The 16606-nt window shown below is 71.7% G+C and carries 18 protein-coding genes and 1 pseudogene; 7 read left to right on the forward strand and 12 right to left on the reverse strand.

Translation table 11 applies throughout. The features are described 5' to 3' along the window. Window positions 1-15: 15 nt before the first annotated feature. Window positions 16-654 (reverse strand): SMI1/KNR4 family protein, encoded by a 639-nt coding sequence (locus tag ACFYO9_RS32470; RefSeq protein ID WP_358775536.1) that lies wholly within the window; start codon window positions 652-654, stop codon window positions 16-18. A gap of 66 nt (window positions 655-720) precedes the next feature. Here ACFYO9_RS32470 and ACFYO9_RS32475 point away from each other — a divergent pair, with 66 nt between their 5' ends. Continuing rightward, window positions 721-1335 carry a hypothetical protein gene (locus ACFYO9_RS32475; protein ID WP_355812874.1) on the forward strand — a complete coding sequence of 205 codons (615 nt, stop codon included), beginning with the start codon at window positions 721-723 and terminating at the stop codon, window positions 1333-1335. Window positions 1336-1444: 109 nt separating this feature from the next. On the opposite strand, the gene ACFYO9_RS32480 is transcribed toward ACFYO9_RS32475, so the two are convergent. Continuing rightward, a complete protein-coding gene (locus ACFYO9_RS32480; protein ID WP_358775538.1) occupies window positions 1445-1666 on the reverse strand; it encodes a hypothetical protein in 222 nt (73 codons plus the stop codon). A gap of 397 nt (window positions 1667-2063) precedes the next feature. Between ACFYO9_RS32480 and ACFYO9_RS32485 the strand changes: the two are divergent. Further along, window positions 2064-2357, forward strand: a pseudogene (locus tag ACFYO9_RS32485) (alpha-ketoglutarate-dependent dioxygenase AlkB); the annotation flags it as partial. Window positions 2358-2383: 26 nt separating this feature from the next. On the opposite strand, the gene ACFYO9_RS32490 reads toward ACFYO9_RS32485, so the two are convergent. Both ACFYO9_RS32490 and ACFYO9_RS32495 read right to left on the reverse strand, forming a co-directional pair. Next, window positions 2384-3106, reverse strand: a complete 723-nt coding sequence (locus ACFYO9_RS32490; protein WP_358775540.1) for a 2OG-Fe(II) oxygenase — start codon at window positions 3104-3106, stop codon at window positions 2384-2386. Beyond that, complete coding sequence (locus ACFYO9_RS32495) at window positions 3103-3600, reverse strand: methylated-DNA--[protein]-cysteine S-methyltransferase (protein ID WP_358775542.1); 498 nt, start codon at window positions 3598-3600, stop codon at window positions 3103-3105. The genes ACFYO9_RS32490 and ACFYO9_RS32495 overlap by 4 nt, the downstream gene beginning before the upstream one ends. Window positions 3601-3817: 217 nt before the next feature. Here ACFYO9_RS32495 and ACFYO9_RS32500 point away from each other — a divergent pair, with 217 nt between their 5' ends. Continuing rightward, the gene (locus ACFYO9_RS32500; protein WP_358775543.1) at window positions 3818-5839 is read left to right on the forward strand and encodes an NADPH-dependent 2,4-dienoyl-CoA reductase; all 2022 of its coding nucleotides are present in this window, start codon (window positions 3818-3820) and stop codon (window positions 5837-5839) included. A gap of 40 nt (window positions 5840-5879) precedes the next feature. After that, complete coding sequence (locus ACFYO9_RS32505; protein WP_355812863.1) at window positions 5880-6413, forward strand: PadR family transcriptional regulator; 534 nt, start codon at window positions 5880-5882, stop codon at window positions 6411-6413. Window positions 6414-6462: 49 nt separating this feature from the next. Here the strand turns inward: ACFYO9_RS32505 and ACFYO9_RS32510 are convergent, their stop codons facing one another. From ACFYO9_RS32510 to ACFYO9_RS32530, 5 genes are all read right to left on the reverse strand, one after another. Next, window positions 6463-7071: a hypothetical protein gene (locus ACFYO9_RS32510; RefSeq protein WP_358775545.1), complete on the reverse strand. Its 609-nt coding sequence runs from the start codon at window positions 7069-7071 to the stop codon at window positions 6463-6465. A gap of 155 nt (window positions 7072-7226) precedes the next feature. After that, complete coding sequence (locus ACFYO9_RS32515; RefSeq protein ID WP_358775547.1) at window positions 7227-8348, reverse strand: Gfo/Idh/MocA family oxidoreductase; 1122 nt, start codon at window positions 8346-8348, stop codon at window positions 7227-7229. After that, on the reverse strand, window positions 8345-9097 hold the full coding sequence (locus ACFYO9_RS32520) for a sugar phosphate isomerase/epimerase (RefSeq protein ID WP_358775549.1): 753 nt from the start codon (window positions 9095-9097) through the stop codon (window positions 8345-8347). Before ACFYO9_RS32520 ends, ACFYO9_RS32515 begins: the two co-directional genes overlap by 4 nt. A gap of 217 nt (window positions 9098-9314) precedes the next feature. After that, window positions 9315-9827 carry a hypothetical protein gene (locus ACFYO9_RS32525; protein WP_358707549.1) on the reverse strand — a complete coding sequence of 171 codons (513 nt, stop codon included), beginning with the start codon at window positions 9825-9827 and terminating at the stop codon, window positions 9315-9317. 189 nt (window positions 9828-10016) lie between these two features. Next, window positions 10017-10448, reverse strand: coding sequence for a nuclear transport factor 2 family protein (locus ACFYO9_RS32530; protein WP_358775551.1), 432 nt, complete (start codon window positions 10446-10448; stop codon window positions 10017-10019). A gap of 86 nt (window positions 10449-10534) precedes the next feature. On the opposite strand from ACFYO9_RS32530, the gene ACFYO9_RS32535 reads away from it, so the two are divergent. Next, a complete protein-coding gene (locus tag ACFYO9_RS32535; RefSeq protein WP_358775553.1) occupies window positions 10535-11098 on the forward strand; it encodes a PadR family transcriptional regulator in 564 nt (187 codons plus the stop codon). A 61-nt stretch (window positions 11099-11159) separates the two neighbouring features. Here the strand turns inward: ACFYO9_RS32535 and ACFYO9_RS32540 are convergent, their stop codons facing one another. After that, window positions 11160-12401, reverse strand: a complete 1242-nt coding sequence (locus tag ACFYO9_RS32540) for a glycosyltransferase (protein ID WP_358775555.1) — start codon at window positions 12399-12401, stop codon at window positions 11160-11162. 12 nt (window positions 12402-12413) lie between these two features. Next, window positions 12414-13991, reverse strand: coding sequence for a GMC family oxidoreductase N-terminal domain-containing protein (locus ACFYO9_RS32545; protein ID WP_359333630.1), 1578 nt, complete (start codon window positions 13989-13991; stop codon window positions 12414-12416). 140 nt (window positions 13992-14131) lie between these two features. Here ACFYO9_RS32545 and ACFYO9_RS32550 point away from each other — a divergent pair, with 140 nt between their 5' ends. Further along, a complete protein-coding gene (locus ACFYO9_RS32550; RefSeq protein WP_358775558.1) occupies window positions 14132-14608 on the forward strand; it encodes a hypothetical protein in 477 nt (158 codons plus the stop codon). 71 nt (window positions 14609-14679) lie between these two features. Here ACFYO9_RS32550 and ACFYO9_RS32555 read toward each other — a convergent pair whose 3' ends face one another. Further along, window positions 14680-15672: a fibronectin type III domain-containing protein gene (locus ACFYO9_RS32555; protein WP_358775560.1), complete on the reverse strand. Its 993-nt coding sequence runs from the start codon at window positions 15670-15672 to the stop codon at window positions 14680-14682. A gap of 187 nt (window positions 15673-15859) precedes the next feature. Here ACFYO9_RS32555 and ACFYO9_RS32560 point away from each other — a divergent pair, with 187 nt between their 5' ends. Continuing rightward, complete coding sequence (locus ACFYO9_RS32560; RefSeq protein ID WP_358775562.1) at window positions 15860-16600, forward strand: glycoside hydrolase family 75 protein; 741 nt, start codon at window positions 15860-15862, stop codon at window positions 16598-16600. The last annotated feature ends 6 nt before the right edge of the window (window positions 16601-16606 follow it).

Genomic DNA, 16606 nt, shown 5'->3' on the forward strand with positions numbered 1-16606 from the left:
CTCACCCCACACGCCTCACCCTGCCAACGGCTCCCATGCCGCACGCTCGGCCGTATCCTGCGGCTCCCCCCACACCAAGAACCCGTTCATCAGGCCGACCCGCGCCTCTGCTGCGAGCAACGGAATTTCGAGGACGTCAGCCATCTCCTCCACGAAGTCCGTCAGCGACTCGAACTGCACGCTGAGCTCCGCATACTCACACCAGTACCAGACCCTGCCGGTCTCAGCGTCTACAGACAGACCAGACAGAGCATCCGCACCGATCGCAGCAAAGGGGACCCAGGAGGGACGCCACCCCGTCACCTCTTCCGCACCAGCCGTCTTCCGTTGCGCCTTGCGCTGATGCAGTGACAGTTGTTCCTGATAGACGAGACGGACGACCTCGAACGACATCAGCACACTCTCCCGCGGCATGAATCCAGGCGTCGACTCCGGCCCCACGCCTGCCCGCCGGCTCCACAGCGCCCTCAGCCCGACGGGCAGACGCACGCCCAAAGACGCCTGCAGTTCGTCGAGCTCCGCCTCGGAAGCGCCGGGCAGCAGGCTCGCGAATGTCGCCGGAGCGTTCCGTTCAAGCCAGGACTCAATACGCTGCCAAGCGTCCTCTATCTGCCGCCACTCAATGCTGTGCTCGCGTGCCGTATGACCATCCATACCCAACACGCTACTGCCAGCTGTTCACATGGACGCAAGGTTCGGCCGTGCTCCACTGTGCTCGTTGTGACCAGATACGGATTGGCCATCAAGGCACTCCCCAAGGGCGCCAAGCCGTTCGGGGACGACGAAGAGCAGGACCAGGACATCCCCGACGCAGAGACCACCGAGGCAGACGCGCCACCAGTCGCACCAGACGCGAACGCAGCGGCGGCCACCCCCGCCAAAGAAGCGGAGGACGTGAACCCTCTTCCCGTCGAAGAGAGTGCCACGGAGGAAGTTCCCGACGAAACCGTTCCGCCGCCCAGCGACCCGGCCGCAACTTCACAGGATGCTGGCGCCACGCCGGTGGCAGAGCCGGAAGACGACGCACGTCCATGGTCCGGCGATATGTATGACGAGGGCGACGAAACCGAGCCAGCCAACGCGTTCGCCGCCTACAAAGGCGCAGACGGAGAAGAGGCGTGGCGCGATCAGGCCCCAGACGGCACGCTTACCGAGTGGGTCCGCGATGCCACCGGCCAGGTGCGGCGGTACACGGACCCGGATGTCTGGGCCATCGACGTTGATGATGCACAGATGACCCGCACCCACAGCGAATCCAGCGGCAGCGGCGCCGGCGGGACGGTGGACGCTGAACACGGCGGGCAAGACCCGCTGTTCCCGCCGAAGCAGAGTTAGGAGCCAGCCCGGTGGAGCTGAACCGCCGGAAATATCTAGCCCTCCTCCGAGAGGGCAAAGCAGCATTCACGCAGGGGGACCCGTCCGACGAGCAGCAGTTCGGTGCCCGCTAAAGGTCGAAGCAGAACTCGAACGCCGCCGCTCCGAGCGGGACCGCAGCACCTACGGCCCCCGCCGGGGCGACCAGCTCAAGGAGGACGAGCAGGCCCTGTACGCCGACCGGCGTCGCCGTACCACCGAACGTCTCAACCAGGGTGGAAACCCACAGGACTTGAGCAAGGAAGGCCCTGCCGCGCGCGTCAAGGAGTTGGAGGCCCAGGAGCGGGCCCATAAGCCTTCGGGGGCGATATACGAGGAGGAGGACCTTGCCCCGGAGCGGGACCTGTGGGACCAATGGCGCAGAGGCGGCGGGTCTGTTCTTCGGTCTCGGCTTCTGCCAGCCGCTCGGTTACCGACGGTTGGGTACGGAGCAGGACGAGATCCTGTCCGCCCGCAGGTACGCGGTGTCCGAAGAACGGTATAGCCGCAAAGCGGCTGTCTACCGCAACGGGCCCGATCCGGCCGGGCTCGGCGGCGGTGGACCTGATGGAGCTCGGTTCCGATCATGTTCGCGTCGGAGCCGAACGAGAAGGAGCCGCGCTACCAGCAGGGCGGCGCCCGGTTCGGCAAGTTCGCGCAGGACCACGCCCGTTGGGCTGAGTACCGGGACCTGCGCATCACGCTCTCCATTCCACGACGCCGACGCGCGCATGGGCATGCACCGCGACAGCGACGAGAAGTCCGACGCCCCCGTGGTGTCGCTGAGCCTCGGCGACACGGGCGTCTTCCGCTTCGGCAACACCGAGACGCGTACGCGGCCCTACACGGACGTGGACCTGCGCAGCGGCGACCTGGTGGTCTTCGGCGGCGCGTCCCGCCTCGCGTACCACGGGGTGCCGCGGGTGCGCCCCGGCACGGGGCCGCCGGAGCTCGGCCTCGCAGGACGGGTGAACATCACCCTGCGCGTGAGCGGGTTCGAGTAGGCCCGCGAGCGGTCGGCGCGAGGCGCCTACGACGCGTCGTGAAAGACCAGGCCCAGCGACCTGCGCAGTCCCGACCGCACCGTGCTCACCCCGTGGCGTACCGGGGCGGCCGACCAGCCGCGGGCGGAGCGGACCGGGCGGTCGCGGGTGGTGAAGACCAGGCCGTGGCCCTGGGGGAGGACCGTCGTCGTGCCCCGTGACTGTGCGCGGGGACGCTGCTCGACGAGCAGGAACTCGCCGCCCGTGTAGTCGGGGCCCTGCTCGTCCAGGCCGATGACCACCTGCAGCGGGAAGACCAGGTCGCCGAAGAGGTCGCGGTGCAGGGCGTTCCAGTCGCCCTCCTCGTAGCGCAGCAGGATCTGCGCCGACCTCGTCTGGCCTGCCGCGTGGCACCGGTCGAGCCACTCCTCCAGGGAGTCCGGCCAGGGCGCCGGGCGGCCGAGGCGGGCCGCCCAGTCGCGGGCGACGGCGAGCAGGTGCGGGTAGAGCGCGGCCCGCAGCTCGGCGACGGCGGAGGGAAGGTCGTGGGTGAAGTAGCGGTACTGGCCGGAGCCGAAGCGGTGCCTGGCCATGTCGACGGTGGAGCGGAACAGCGTCAGGTCGTCGTACAGGCCGGCGATGCGCCGGCACGCGGCCGGGTCGAGGAGCCGCGGCGTGAGCGCGCAGCCGTGCGCGTCGAGCTCGGCGGCGAGCGCGGTCCAGTCCGCGGCGTCGACCGCCGCGGACGCGGACCGGGTGGTGGTGGTCATGCCGCCTCCAGGTCCAGGAGCCGCCGCTTGTTGTCGAGGCCGCCCGCGTACCCGGTCAGGGAGCCGTCGGCGCCGATCACGCGGTGGCAGGGGCGCACCACGAGCAGCGGGTTGCGTCCGATGGCGGAGCCCAGGGCGCGGACCGCGATTCGGGAGAGGCCCAGCTGTTCGGCGAGCCGCCCGTAGGTGGTCGTGGTGCCGTACGGGACCGTGTCCAGGGCGTCCCAGACCCTGCGCTGGAACGCGGTGCCCGCCCCGGCGGCGTACTCGATCTCGAAGTGGGTCAGGCTCCCGGCGAAGTACGCGCGCAGCTGCGCGGTGACCGCGTCGAAGGCCGCGTCGTCGCGCGTCCAGCCGTCCCGGACGACGGCGGCGCCCTTCTGCCCCGGCATGGACAGCGAGACGAGCGCGGTGCCGCCCTTGGCGGTGGCCGACTGCTCGCCCACCAGCAGCAGCTCGCCCAGCGGGCTGTCGAACGTCGTGTGGACGGTCATGGGACTCTCCTCGGTCGTGCCGTGATCCGTGCGGGTTCTCAATGCCCGCATGAACCAGTCTGCGTCGCGCGCGCGAGCGCGGCTGGCGGGATTCGGACATGACGCTGCCCGGGCTTCGGCCGGAGCGTCGCCGGTCACACCCTTATGCAACTAGTTGCATAAGGGTGTGACGCTGGTCTACAACTGTTCCCGAAGACACCGCGTACGGAGGCGCCGCATGAGCCGATACCCGAACCTGCTGAACCCGCTCGATTTGGGCTTCACCACCCTGCCCAACCGGGTCCTGATGGGCTCCATGCACGTGGGCCTCGAAGAGGCCCCGAACGGCTTCGAGCGGATGGCGGAGTTCTACGCGACCCGCGCCCGCGGCGGCGTCGGCCTCATCGTCACCGGCGGCATCGCACCGAACGAGCTGGGCCGCCCCTGGGACGGCGGCGCCAAGCTGACCACCGAGGCGGAGGCCGCCGAGCACCGGGCCGTCACGGCGGCCGTGCACGCCGAGGGCGGCAAGATCGCCATGCAGATCCTGCACTTCGGGCGGTACGCCTACCACGACAAGCTGGTCGCCCCCAGCGCGCTCCAGGCGCCCATCAGCCCCTTCGTACCCCGTGAGCTCACCGACGACGAGGTCGAGCAGACCATCGAGGACTTCGTGCGCGCCGCCGAGCTCGCGAAGCTCGCCGGGTACGACGGCGTCGAAGTCATGGGCTCCGAGGGCTACTTGATCAACGAGTTCATCGCCGCCCCCACCAACACCCGCACCGACCGCTGGGGCGGCTCCTACGAGAACCGCATCCGCTTCCCCGTCGAGATCGTCCGGCGCATCCGGGAGCGGGTCGGCGCGGACTTCATCCTCATCTACCGCCTCTCCATGCTGGACCTCGTCCCCGGCGGCTCGACCCTCGACGAGGTCGTCCACCTCGCCAAGGAGATCGAGGCCGCGGGCGCCACGATCATCAACACCGGTATCGGCTGGCACGAGGCACGCATCCCCACCATCGCGACCTCGGTGCCGCGCGGCGCGTACACCTTCGTCACCAAGAAGGTCATGGGCGAGGTCTCCGTCCCGCTCGTCACCACCAACCGCATCAACACCCCGGAGATCGCCGAGCAGTTGCTCGCCGACGGCGCCGCCGACATGGTGTCGCTGGCCCGCCCGCTGCTCGCCGACCCCGACTTCGTCGCGAAGGCGAAGGCCGAGCAGGCCGACGCCATCAACACCTGCGTCGGCTGCAACCAGGCCTGCCTCGACCACACCTTCAACCTGCAGATCACCTCCTGCCTGGTGAACCCGCGCGCCTGCCACGAGACCGAGCTCGTGCTCTCGCCGACCCGCGCCAAGAAGCGCCTCGCCGTCGTCGGCGCAGGGCCCGCGGGACTCGGCTTCGCCGTGTCGGCCGCCGAGCGGGGCCACGACGTCACCCTCTTCGACGCCGCCCCCGAGATCGGCGGACAGCTGAACGTCGCCCGCAAGGTCCCGGGCAAGGAGGAGTTCGACGAGACCCTGCGCTACTTCCGCACCCAGCTCGAACTGCGCGGCGTCGACGTCCGGTTGAACTCCGTCGTCACCGCGGAGGAGCTTGCCGGGGCCGGATACGACGACGTGATCGTCGCCGCCGGTGTCACGCCCCGCATCCCCGATATCCCCGGCATCGACCACCCCAGCGTCGTCGGCTACCTCGACGTGCTGCGCGACGGCGCGCCGGTGGGGGAGCGGGTCGCGATCATCGGCGCCGGCGGCATCGGCTTCGACGTCGCCGAGTTCCTCACCGACGGCGGCGAGAAGGCGAGCCTGGACCCGGCGACGTACTTCCGGCAGTGGGGCGTCGACATGGACTACCGCGAGCGCGGCGGTCTGACGGAGCCCGAGCGGCCCACCCCGCCGCGCACCGTCCACCTGCTCCAGCGCAAGGCGTCCAAGGTCGGCAAGGGCCTCGGCAAGACCACCGGCTGGATCCACCGCACCGAACTGCGCCACCGCGGCGTCGCCATGGTCGCCGGCGTCACCTACGACCTGATCGACGACGCGGGCCTGCACGTCACCGTCGACGGCGAGTCGTCCGTGATCCCCGTCGACACCGTCGTGCTCTGCTCCGGGCAGGAGCCGCGCCGCGACCTGTACGAGGAGCTCGTCGCCGCCGGCGTCACGGCCCACCTCATCGGGGGCGCCGACGTCGCCGCCGAGCTGGACGCCAAGCGCGCCATCAAGCAGGGCACGGAGCTCGCCGCCGCGCTCTGAGAGAGCCTCGCCCGTACGGGGCCGTCCCTAGGATTGCCCCATGTCTCTCCCGCACGCCATCCTCACCGCCCTCCTCGAGAGGCCGTCGTCGGGCCTGGAACTGACCCGCAGGTTCGACAAGTCGATCGGCTACTTCTGGTCGGCCACGCACCAGCAGATCTACCGCGAGCTGGGCAGGCTGGAGCGCGACGGGGCGATCCGCGCGCTGCCCCCGCAGGGGGCCACGCGCGGGCAGAAGAAGGAGTACGAGGTACTGCCGGCGGGCCGCGCCGAACTGGCCCGCTGGACGGCCGAGAGGCAGGACCCGAAGCCGCTGCGCGACACCCTCCTGCTGCGCCTGCGGGCCGCGGCGGTCGTCGGCACGGACGGCATCCAGGACGAGCTGCACCGCCATCTCGACCTGCACCGGCGCCAGTTGGCCGAGTACGAGGAGATCGAACGGCGGGACTTCCCGCCGGACAAGGACGCCGTCGAGGACCGGCTGCGCCATGTCGTGCTGCGCGCGGGCATCGACCTGGAGACCTTCTGGACGCAGTGGCTCGCGCGGGCGATCGAGGAGCTGGAGGCGCCGTGACGGCACGGCGCCTCTGCCCGTCCGCGGGGTCAGGCCGACACTTCCGCGGCTAGCTGATGTTGATGTGCACGTTGAAGCGGATGTTGACCACCGTGACGAAGAAGTTGCCCTGCTTGGTGCGGCGCTCCAGGGTGTCGCCGGTGCTGCCCTTGCCCTTCTGCTCCTTGTTCTCGACGGGCAGGTAGTCGAAGCCGCGGAACACCTTGCCGTCGGCCGCCGCCGCGATCTTGCCCACCCGGCGCCAGTGGCCGCACGGATCGTCGTAGCGGCTCTGGCCGAGCTTCGTGCCGTACGTCATGTTGAGGCCGCCGCCCCCGATGTACTGGGCGCACACCTGCTGGAAGATCCGGACGGCGTGCTCGTCGAAGGCGTTGACACCCTCGATCTGGCCCAGGATCTCCTCCTCGTCCCCGGAGATCTTCGCCTGCCTGGCCGCCTTCTGCGTCGCGTTCTGACGCTCCTGCTGGTCCCCGAGGATGGCCTTCTCGGCGGTGTCGATGCCGGTGTCCTTCTTGCACGCGATGTCGAGCGTGTTCTGCCAGGTCGCGTCGGAGATCCACTCCCGCGCGAAGTCGATGCGGTCGCAGAAGGCCAGCAGCAGGACCTCGGCCTCCTTCTGGCTCTCCGCGTAGACGACGCCCTTGTACTCCTTCGTCATGGCAGTCCCCGTCCTGATGCCGCCGGGGCGGCGCTGTCGGCCCGGGCGGTTGCGGCCCGGTGCTCCCCGGGTGCGCAACGTCTCACCGCGCGGACCGGTCGTCATCAGGTGGCGCCGCCTCAGCTTCACCGCGGCTCCAGGCGTCCTCGCCCGGTTCACCCGCCGAGGGTCGGCTCCTCGGGGTCCCAGTCGTCGGGGAGCGGCTCCGGGGGCACGAGCTGGGTCGCGAGCGGCAGGAACTCCGAGCGCGCCGCCGAGTCCGTGATCGCCGTCATCGCCTGCAGGACGTGCAGGGCGAGCGCGCCGGAGGCCCGGTGGGCGGTGCCCGTGCGCAGGGCGCGCGCCATGTCGACCACGCCGAGCCCGCGCCCGTCCGTCCGCCCGCGGACCGGCAGTTCGCGCCACTCGTCGCTGCCGTGGGGCAGCACGCGCAACGGGCCGTCGAACGTGTTCGGGTCGGGCACCGCGAGGGTGCCGTCGGTCCCGGTGATCTCGAAACGGATGCGGCGCAGCGCGGAGTCGAAGCTGAACGTCGAGGCGACGCGCACCCCGGAGGCGAACCCGATGAGTGAGGCCACATGGGTCGGTACGTCGACGGGGAACACCTGCCCCGCCTTCGGCCCCGACCCGACGACGCGTTCCGCACGCGCGCGTGCCGCCACCGCGGCCACCTGCGCGACCCCGCCGAACAGGGCGACGAGCGAGGTCAGATAGTAGGGGCCGAGGTCGAACAGCGGCCCCGCGCCCGGCTGGTAGAAGAACGCCGGGTCGGGATGCCATGACTCGGGACCGGGGCCCTGGGTCACCGTCGTCGCCGCCACGGGCGCGCCGATGTGCCCGGCCGCCACCGCCCGCAGCGCCGACTGCAGGCCCGCGCCGAGGAAGGTGTCCGGCGCGTTGCCCACACGCAGCCCGCGCTCGGACGCCTCGGCGAGCAGCTTCTCCGCCTCACCCGGCGCGAGCGTGATCGGCTTCTCGCCGTACACGTGCTTGCCGGCCCGCAGCGCGGCCGCGGCCACCTGCGCGTGCGCCGCCGGCACGGTGAGGTTGACAACGATCTCGACCTCGGGAAGGGCGAGCACCATCGCGGGGCCGCCCGCCACGGGTATGCCGTGGGTACGGGCCACCGCGGCGGCCCGCTCCTCGTCGAGGTCGGCGACGGCCACGACCCGCACGTCGGGGAACCCGCGCAACGTACGCAGGTACTGGGCGCTGATGACGCCCGCGCCGATGACGGCGACGCCGACGGGGCCCGCGCCGAGCGGGGCGTGGTTCATGACGCCGCCAGGGAGGCGAGGTGGGCCCGGCTGGCGCCGAGCGCGTCGAAGAGGGCGTCCGCGTCGCCCGCGCAGGAGTCGAACTCGACGATCCGCCAGGCGTCGGGCGCCGCGGCGAGGATGTCCCGCACCGGCATGACGCCACCGCCGACGGCCACGTTCGGGTCCTCCTTGGTGCCGGGCCCGTCCTTGAGGTGCAGGGCGCGGACGCGGTCCCCGAGGCGGCGCAGCAGCGCGGGAACGTCGGCGCCGCCGACCGCCGCCCAGTAGGTGTCGATCTCCAGGAACACGGCGGGGTCGAGGAGTTCGGCCAGCACGTCGACGGCGTGCCGGTCGCCGAAGCGGGGCTCGATCTCCCACCAGTGGTTGTGGTAGCCGATCCGTATGCCGTGCCGTTCCGCCACCGCGGCAAGGGAGTTGAGGCGGTCGGCGATCCGGGCCAGACCGTCGCGCGAGGTGAACTCCTCGGGCGCGATGCCAGCGGGGACGATCGCGTGGTCGGTGCCGAGCGTCGCCACCGCGTCGAGGACGGATTCCGGCTCCGGGCCGAGCAGTTGCACGGCGTGCGTGCCGGAGACCGTGAGACCGAGGTCGTCCAGGAGCTGCCGCAGCCCCTTCGGGTCGCCGAGGACGTCGTACGCCTCCACGGCGCCGTATCCGAGAGCGGCGAGCCGGCGCAGGGTCCCGGCCCGGTCGGCGACGAGCTGATCGCGCACGGAATAGAGCTGAACGCTGAGCGGTCGTGGCATGAGCACGCCCTCCCTGGTCGGCTGGGAGGACGGTAAGTCGGTTCGCCGGGACCGGGCAAGGGCGCGTCGCCGGGAGGGGGAGGGGAGGGGTGCGGGGCAGGAGGAGCGGCGTGAGGCAGGGGGGCGCCGCACGCGACTGCCGCCCACCTTCGTCCCGACAGGTGAGCGGCAGTCGTTCAGGACACCAGGAACTGTGCCCGCGGCCTCGATCGGAGGATCAGAAGCGGCTGACCGCGCCCCGGCGCCGGCGCAGGTACCAGACACCGCCGCCGACCGCGGCCGCGGCCACCAGGCCACCGCCCGTGACGAGCGTGAGCGTGCCCCGGTCCTCCGAACCGCCCCCGAGCCCTCCGCGGACGCCGCGCGAGGGCGCCGTCGTGGAGGAGGACGTCGGCGCCGCGCCGACGGTGACGGTTCTCGGCCCCGCCGAGGAGCCGTCCTTGCAGGCGACGAGCACCGTGTAGGTGCCTGCTCCGACGTTCCGCCACGAAGCGGTGCCGTTCATCAGTTCCGTCTGTTGTCCGCCGGCGAAGCTCGCGTTGGTGCCGCCCATGAGCGAGGCCGTGCCGCCACCGGTACCGCACGCGGTGGTGGTGGCCGTCACGGTGGACCCGGTGGCGGTGACGGTGAGGTCGCCGCCCGCGAACGCCGAAGGGGCGCTCAGGGCCAGCGGCAGCGCGGCGGCGGCGACGGTCACGCCGGCCCGGACACATATCTGAGTGGTACGCATGAGTCTGCCCTCCGGTGACACGGGAGGCGGTACAACCCATGCGCCGCCGAGAGTCGGGGATCGCCCGTGCTACCTGACGAAGAGCCAACGTGGCGGGAGCGGCGGGCGCATGCGGACGGCCGCCGGGCAGGTGACGGAATCCATCGTCCGGCGCACACGTCAGGGCGCGGCCCGTCGTCGGCGACAGGGTCAGCCCGCGGCCGGAACCAGGCCGTCCGCCACCAGCCCCGCGTACACGGCCTGCCCGAGCGCCTGGACGGCGGACTGCGGGCGGACCATGACCGTGAACTCCTTGATCCGGCCCTCCTCGTCGAAGTGCAGCAGGTCGATGCCGTGGACCTCCTTGCCGTTCACGGTGGTACGGAACAGCAGCACGTCCGACGCGGCCTCGGTGTCGTCGACGCTGGTCCGTGCCCGGCCCGCGTACTCACCGACGTACCGGAAGTCCTCGAACGTCCGCAGCAGGACACCGAAGAGCCCGAGGACCGCCGGGCGCCCGTCGAAGGGCGTGAACTTCACCGGGCTGTAGAGGCGGACGTCCGGCGTGAACAGCTCCCCGATCCCGTCGAGGTCACGCTGCTCGACGAGGGCGCGGAAGCGCGCGGCGGTGGGGTGGATCATGGTGCCTCCATAGTCATGAATCTGAGTAGTCACATTGATGACTATGATGGGGGTACGAGGCGGCGCAAGGGAAGGGGAGCCGGGCGATGGCTCTGCGGCACGCGGTGCTCGCGGCACTGCTGGACGGCGAGTACAGCGGCTACCAACTGGCCAAGGGCTTCGACATCGGCGTGGCCAACTTCTGGCACGCCCTGCCCCAGCAGCTCTACGCCGAGTTGGCCAGGCTGGAGGCGGAGGGCTTGGTCGCCGGGCGTGAGGTGGTCCAGGAGGGCCGGCCCAACAAGCGGCTGTTCAGGGTCACCGAGGAGGGCCTCGCCGAGATGGAGCGGTTCGCCGCCCGCGCGGCGAAGCCGTCCTTCATCCGCGACGACCTGCTGGTCAAGGTGCAGGCCGTGGACGGCGTCGCCGCCGCGCCCGTCATCGCGCAGCTCACGGAACGGGCCGCGGTCGCCGACGCGAAGATCGAGGTCCTGGAGGCGTTCTTGGTGCGGCTGCGGGGCGGGGCCGACGAGGAGGAGTTCCTGCGCACCGGCGAGCGTGTCGGCCCCTATCTGACGTGCCTGCGCGGGCTTGCCTTCGAGCGGGAGTCGCGGGACTGGTGCCGGCGTGCGGCGGCCCTGCTGACCGAGCGGACCGCCGCCATGTCTTGAGGGGCGGTGTCTGCAGGGCGCGGTGTTTTCAGCGTACGGCGTGTTCAGGTCACGGTGCGGGTCAGCCGAGCCGGTCGAGGGTCTCGACGACCTGGCGGGTGCCGTCCTCGCGGGCGAGGGTGTCGGCGACGTCCCGGGCGCGGGCGCGCAGGACGGGACTGTGGACGGCCACGGTGATCGCCTGCGCCAGGCTCGGCGCGGTCAGCCGCTGGAAGCGCAACGGGCGGGGTGAGAGTCCCAGGCCGTGCAGGCGGTTGGCCCAGAAGTGCTGATCCAGCTGGACCGGAACGGGGACGGCGGGGGTGCCCGCGCGGAGTCCGGCCGCGGTCGTGCCGGCCCCGGCGTGGTGGATCACGGCGGCCGTCCGGGGGAACAGCCAGGCGTGCGGGACCTCCTGCACGGTGATCACGTCATCGTTCTCGGCGTGCAGCCCGCTCCAGCCGGCCTGGACGATGCCGCGCACCCGGGCCCGGCGCATGGCGTCGACCAGCAGGGAGCTCAGCCGCTCGGACTCGGCGGTGACGAAGCTGCCGAAGCCGGCGAAGACCGGGGGCGGTCCCGCGGCGAGGAAGTCGAGGAGCCGCGGGTCGGGCTTCCACTCGGGCGGCGTTTCGGGCCACCAGTAGCCGCTCACCCGGTGCCCGGCGGGCCAGTCCGTGGGCCGAGGGACGATGTGCGCGCTGAAGCCGTGCAGGACGTGGCGCTCGCGCGGCAGACCGAGCGGTCCGCTGAACCTCCGGCGCGGCAGGCCGAGTTCGCGGCGCAGGGCGGTGACGGCGGGGGCGAAGATCCGTTCGCTGCCGAGCCACAGGGCGTGTGCGGCCAGCCGGTTGCCGTGGGTGCCGAAGGTGCGGGCACCGGTGATCATCGGCGGATGGGCGCCGGAAGGATGGACCGGCTGGAGGTAGACCCCGATGCTCTCCAGCCCCAGGGCCTCGCCGAGCGCCGCACACATCGGGTCGGTGACGGTGGAGCTGAGGACGACGTCGGTGCCCGCCCGGACGGCGTCCGCGACCCCGGCGGCCAGTCCGGGCATGAACGCCCTTGCCATCCGCATCAGTTGGGCCAGGGCAACGGGCGGGCTCACCGCCCTGGCGAGGCCCTGGCCGGTCCGCGAGGCCAGCTCCTGCCGCGGGTCGACGGGCAGCGGCCGGAAGCCGAGCCCGTGGGCGGTCACCGCCCGCTCGAAGCGTTCATGGGTGGCCAGGGACACCTCGTGGCCCGCCGAGCGCAGCCGCACGCCCAGTCCCGTGTACGGGGCGACGTCGCCCCAACTCCCCGCGGTCACGATGAGTACGCGCACCGCGTCAGGATGTCAGACGCCGCCCGTGGGCGCAGGACGTCGGGGACGCGGCGTGCCGTCTCCCCGGATGAGGTCCGCCGCCTTCTCCGCGATCATGAGGGTCGCGGCGTTCGTGTTGACCGAGACGATCCGCGGCATGACCGAGGCGTCCACGACCCGCAGACCCCGGATGCCGTGCACGCTCAGGTCCGGCGCCACCACCGCGTCCGGCCCCGTGCCCATCGCGCAGGTGCCCACGGGATGGAAGTACGGGCCCACTGCGGCGGCGAGGTAGTCGCGCAGCCCCGCCTCGGCGGTGACGCCCGGGCCGGGCAGCACCTCACGCGGGGCCCACCGCGCGAACGGGGGCGCGGCCGCGATCTCCCGTGCGGTGGCGATGCCTTGCAGCATGCGCAGGATGTCCGACTCCCGGCCCAGGTAGTTGGGGTCGATGAGCGGCGGGGTGTCCGGGTCGGGCCCGGCAAGCCGCACCGTCCCGCGACTGGCCGGAACGGTGGCCACGGCCAAGGTGAACCCGTTGGCCGGCACCGGCATCGTGGGCGGGTGGTACGGCACGTGGATGCAGAGCAACTGCAGGTCGGGCCCCGAAAGGGCGGCGTCGCTGCGCCAGGACAGGGAGGTCTCGGCGAGGCTGGTCTGCGGCGGGGGAAGGGTGCGGCCGGCCTCGTGGACGACGGGGCAGAGCGGGTGGTCGTGCAGGTTGCGGCCGACCCCGGGCAGGTCGTGCCGGACGGTGACGCCCGCCTCCCGCAGGTCGTCGGCGGGGCCGATGCCGGAGAGCAGCAGGAGCCGGGGCGAGTCGACGGCTCCGCAGCTCACGATGGTCTCCGCCGTCGCACGGACGGTATGCCGGTCACCGTCGCGCTCGAACTCCACGCCGGTGCAGCGGTCCCCGTCGAAGAGCAGGCGCAGGGCGCGGGAGTCGGTCGAGACGGTGAGGTTGCTCCTGCCGGCCCGGACGGGATGGAGGTAGGCGTGCGCGGCGGACTGCCGAGCGCCCCCCGAAATGTTCAAGTCATGCCACCCGACGCCCTCTTGGGCGCTCCCGTTGAAGTCGTCGGTCCGCGTGAACCCGACCGAGGTGGCGGCGTCGACGAAGTCCCGGGAGAGCGGATGACCGCCCTCCTCCGCGCTCGCCGGCAGCAACGGCCCTTCACATCCCCGGTACTTGGGGTCCTTGCCGTGGACCGTCTCCATCCGCTGGAAGTACGGCAACGTCTCGTCGTACCCCCAGCCCGTGCAGCCGAGGGCTGCCCAGTGGTCGAAGTCCTCGCGGTGCCCGCGCAGGTGGATGAGCCCGTTGATGGCACCGGAGCCACCCAGCGTCCGCCCCCGGGGAAAGGCCCGCGCGGTCCCGTCGGCACCGGTCTGCCGGACGGTGGTGTAGCCGTGGTCGACCTCGGACCCCTGCAGCGCGGGCCAGGCCATGGGCACCGAGATCTCCGCCTTGCGGTCCTCCCCACCGGCCTCGATCAGCAGGACCCGGCACTCCGAGTCCTCGGACAACCGAGCAGCCACCACACACCCGGCCGACCCGGCCCCCACGACGACGTAGTCCCACTCACCGAACACATCTGCCCCATCCCTCACGGATTCCACCAACTGGCCCCTTGCGCAAGCCCCTTGAGAAGTTCCGATTCTGACCGAGAGAGACCGGCAAGACCTCAGGAATGCGCAGAAACCACAGAGGGCGGATGAAGACGCGGTGGGCTCCGTGGCAACATCCGAGCATGGACTTCGAGCTCACACCACCGCTGGGCGTCGGCCCGTTGCGGATCGGCATGCCGTGCCCGGCGGCACATCGCGCTCTCGAATCGCTGCGCGACGAGCATGATTCCGCGGGCGACGGACGGGCCGCAGGCCGGCGCTTCTTCCGGGCGAGTGGCCTGATGGTGAGCATCGGCTGCACGCACGACCGGCTCGCGCACGTGGAGTTGGGCCGGCCTTCGGATCCCTCGGATGCCGTACGGTTCCGCGGTATCGATGTCTTCGCACTGCCGGCCCGCACGGTCGTGGACCGCCTGGCCAAGATCACGGCCGTGGGACCCGCCGGCGACGACCCCGCCTCCGTCGTCGCACCGGACCTGCTGCTCGGCTTCTGGCGACCGTTCGAGGCAGACGACGACCCGGACGAGGAGCAGGGCCACTACTTCAACTCCGTGCTCCTGGCTCGCCCCGGCTACTACGACGAGCCCTCGGCCAGCTGAACCGGGGCGCGGCCGCGCACGGTCGACGGTCCCGTCCGGCCCCGATGAGGTGCGGACGCCGGTGACAGAGTTCAGCCCGTCGTGACCGTCCGCTCCGGCGTGTAACCGCCCCACGTTCCGTCCGGGAGCTTGGGGCGGACTTTCACCCGGTGGGGCTCCCCGGGTTTCCTGCCGATGTAGAAGCTGTGTTCCGCCCTGTCCTTCGGCGCCGTGCCGCCGAAGACGAGGGATGTGGCGGTGCGGCCGTCGAGTTGGATCTGGTACTCCGCGACCGCCCCGCCGGTCCGCGGGGGCACCCACGACAAGTCGATGTAGTACGCCCCGCCCTTCTCGTGCGTACCGGCCCGGAAGGCGGTGGGCGCGGTGCCGCGCCCCGAGGCCTTGCCACCCCCGGCCGTGGTGAGGCGGACCCGCGAGCTGGCGGGGGAGAAGTTGTCGGCGGCGTCGCGCGCCTTCACCGTGAAGGTGTAGTCGGTGCCGGGCCGCAACCCGGTGACCAGCGTCGCGGTCTGACCCCCGCCCACACTGTGGACCTTCGAACCGCCCTGATAGATCTCGTACGAGGCCACGCGCCGGTCGTCCAACGACTTCCCCCACGAGAGCATCGCCGAACTGCTCCCCGCGGCCCTGCCCGTCAGGCGCCCTGGCCGTGACGGCGCCTTACGGTCCGCCGCGGCCGCCGCGGGCATCGTGACGGACAACCGCTCGCTGTCCTCGCTGACGTTGCCCTCGGCGTCCCGGGCGCGGACGGTGAACGTGTACGTGGCGTCGGGTTCGAGGCCGACGACGTCCACCATCTGCTCGCCGCCCGCAACCTCCTTCACCCTCTTGGCGTCGCGGTACACCTCGTACCCGGTGACCTCCGTGTCGTCGGTGGCCCGGTTCCACATGACGTGCGCGGTGGTGGAGCTGCCCGCCTGCACGGTGAGCCCGCGCGGGGCCGCCGGGGGATGCGTGTCGCCGGCGTCGTCGCCGCTCCACGCGCAGCCGCCGAGCGCCACCGCCGTCGCGGCGACCGCGGAGAGCAGGGCGAGAGGGGTGGACAGAGGGGGGATCCGTCGCACGGTGCTGCCTTCCACTCGACGGCATTGGTCCGGACCTATTTGACACAGGTGACGGGGGCACATCAAGGGGTCGGGCTGGAGTGCAAGGTTTAGTACGGGGCTTATGGCCGCGTGCGACGTGGGATATGTGGTGCTGACGAGCCGTCAGCCTCCCCCTGAAGACTCCCCCTGCGAAAGGTTCCCCCTCGTGCGCATCAGAACGGTCGCCGTACTCGCCGCGGTCGGCGTCACCCTGCTCGCCCCCGCCTCGTACTCCGCCGCCGCGCAACGGCCCGCGACCGAAGCGAACGCCCCGGGGACGGCGAGCACCCCGGGCGGCGAGGGGACCGTACGAGCGGCCGACCTGCTTGCCGCGACCCGCACCTGCACGGAGATCTCGCACGGCAAGTACCGCACCGACGACGGCAAACGCGCCGTCGTCCCCGTCTGCGGAACGCGCGACACCGTGTTCTGGACGGCGGACATGGACATCGACTGCGACGGCCGGCCGACCACCGCCTGCAACCGCCGCACCGACCCGCTGTTCCTCCACACCACGGCCTTCCAGCAGTCCGACGGCCGGCACCTGGCCGCGGAACACCTGCCCTACGTCGTCGTGCCCGGCCCGAGCCACCGCTGGAACCACACCCGGCACGGCGTCACCGGCGGCACCGTCGCGGCCGTCGTCCACGGTGACAAGGTCCAGTACGCCGTCGTCGGCGACACCGGCCCGGTCGACCTCATCGGCGAGGCGTCGTACGCGACGGCCCAGGCGCTCGGCATCCGTCCCGACCCCCGGTCGGGCGGAACGGCCGCCGACGTCACGTACATCTTCTTCAAGGGTTCCCAGGCCGTCCCGATCGAGAGCCACCGGGCCGCGGTCGACCGGGGCGAGGCGCTGGCCCGGCAGTTCGTACGGGGGGAGCAGGGCGTGTCGTCGCTCGGGTGAGGCGGC

It is taken from the genome of Streptomyces sp. NPDC005863, assembly GCF_042871345.1.
Taxonomy (GTDB): Bacteria; Actinomycetota; Actinomycetes; order Streptomycetales; family Streptomycetaceae; genus Streptomyces.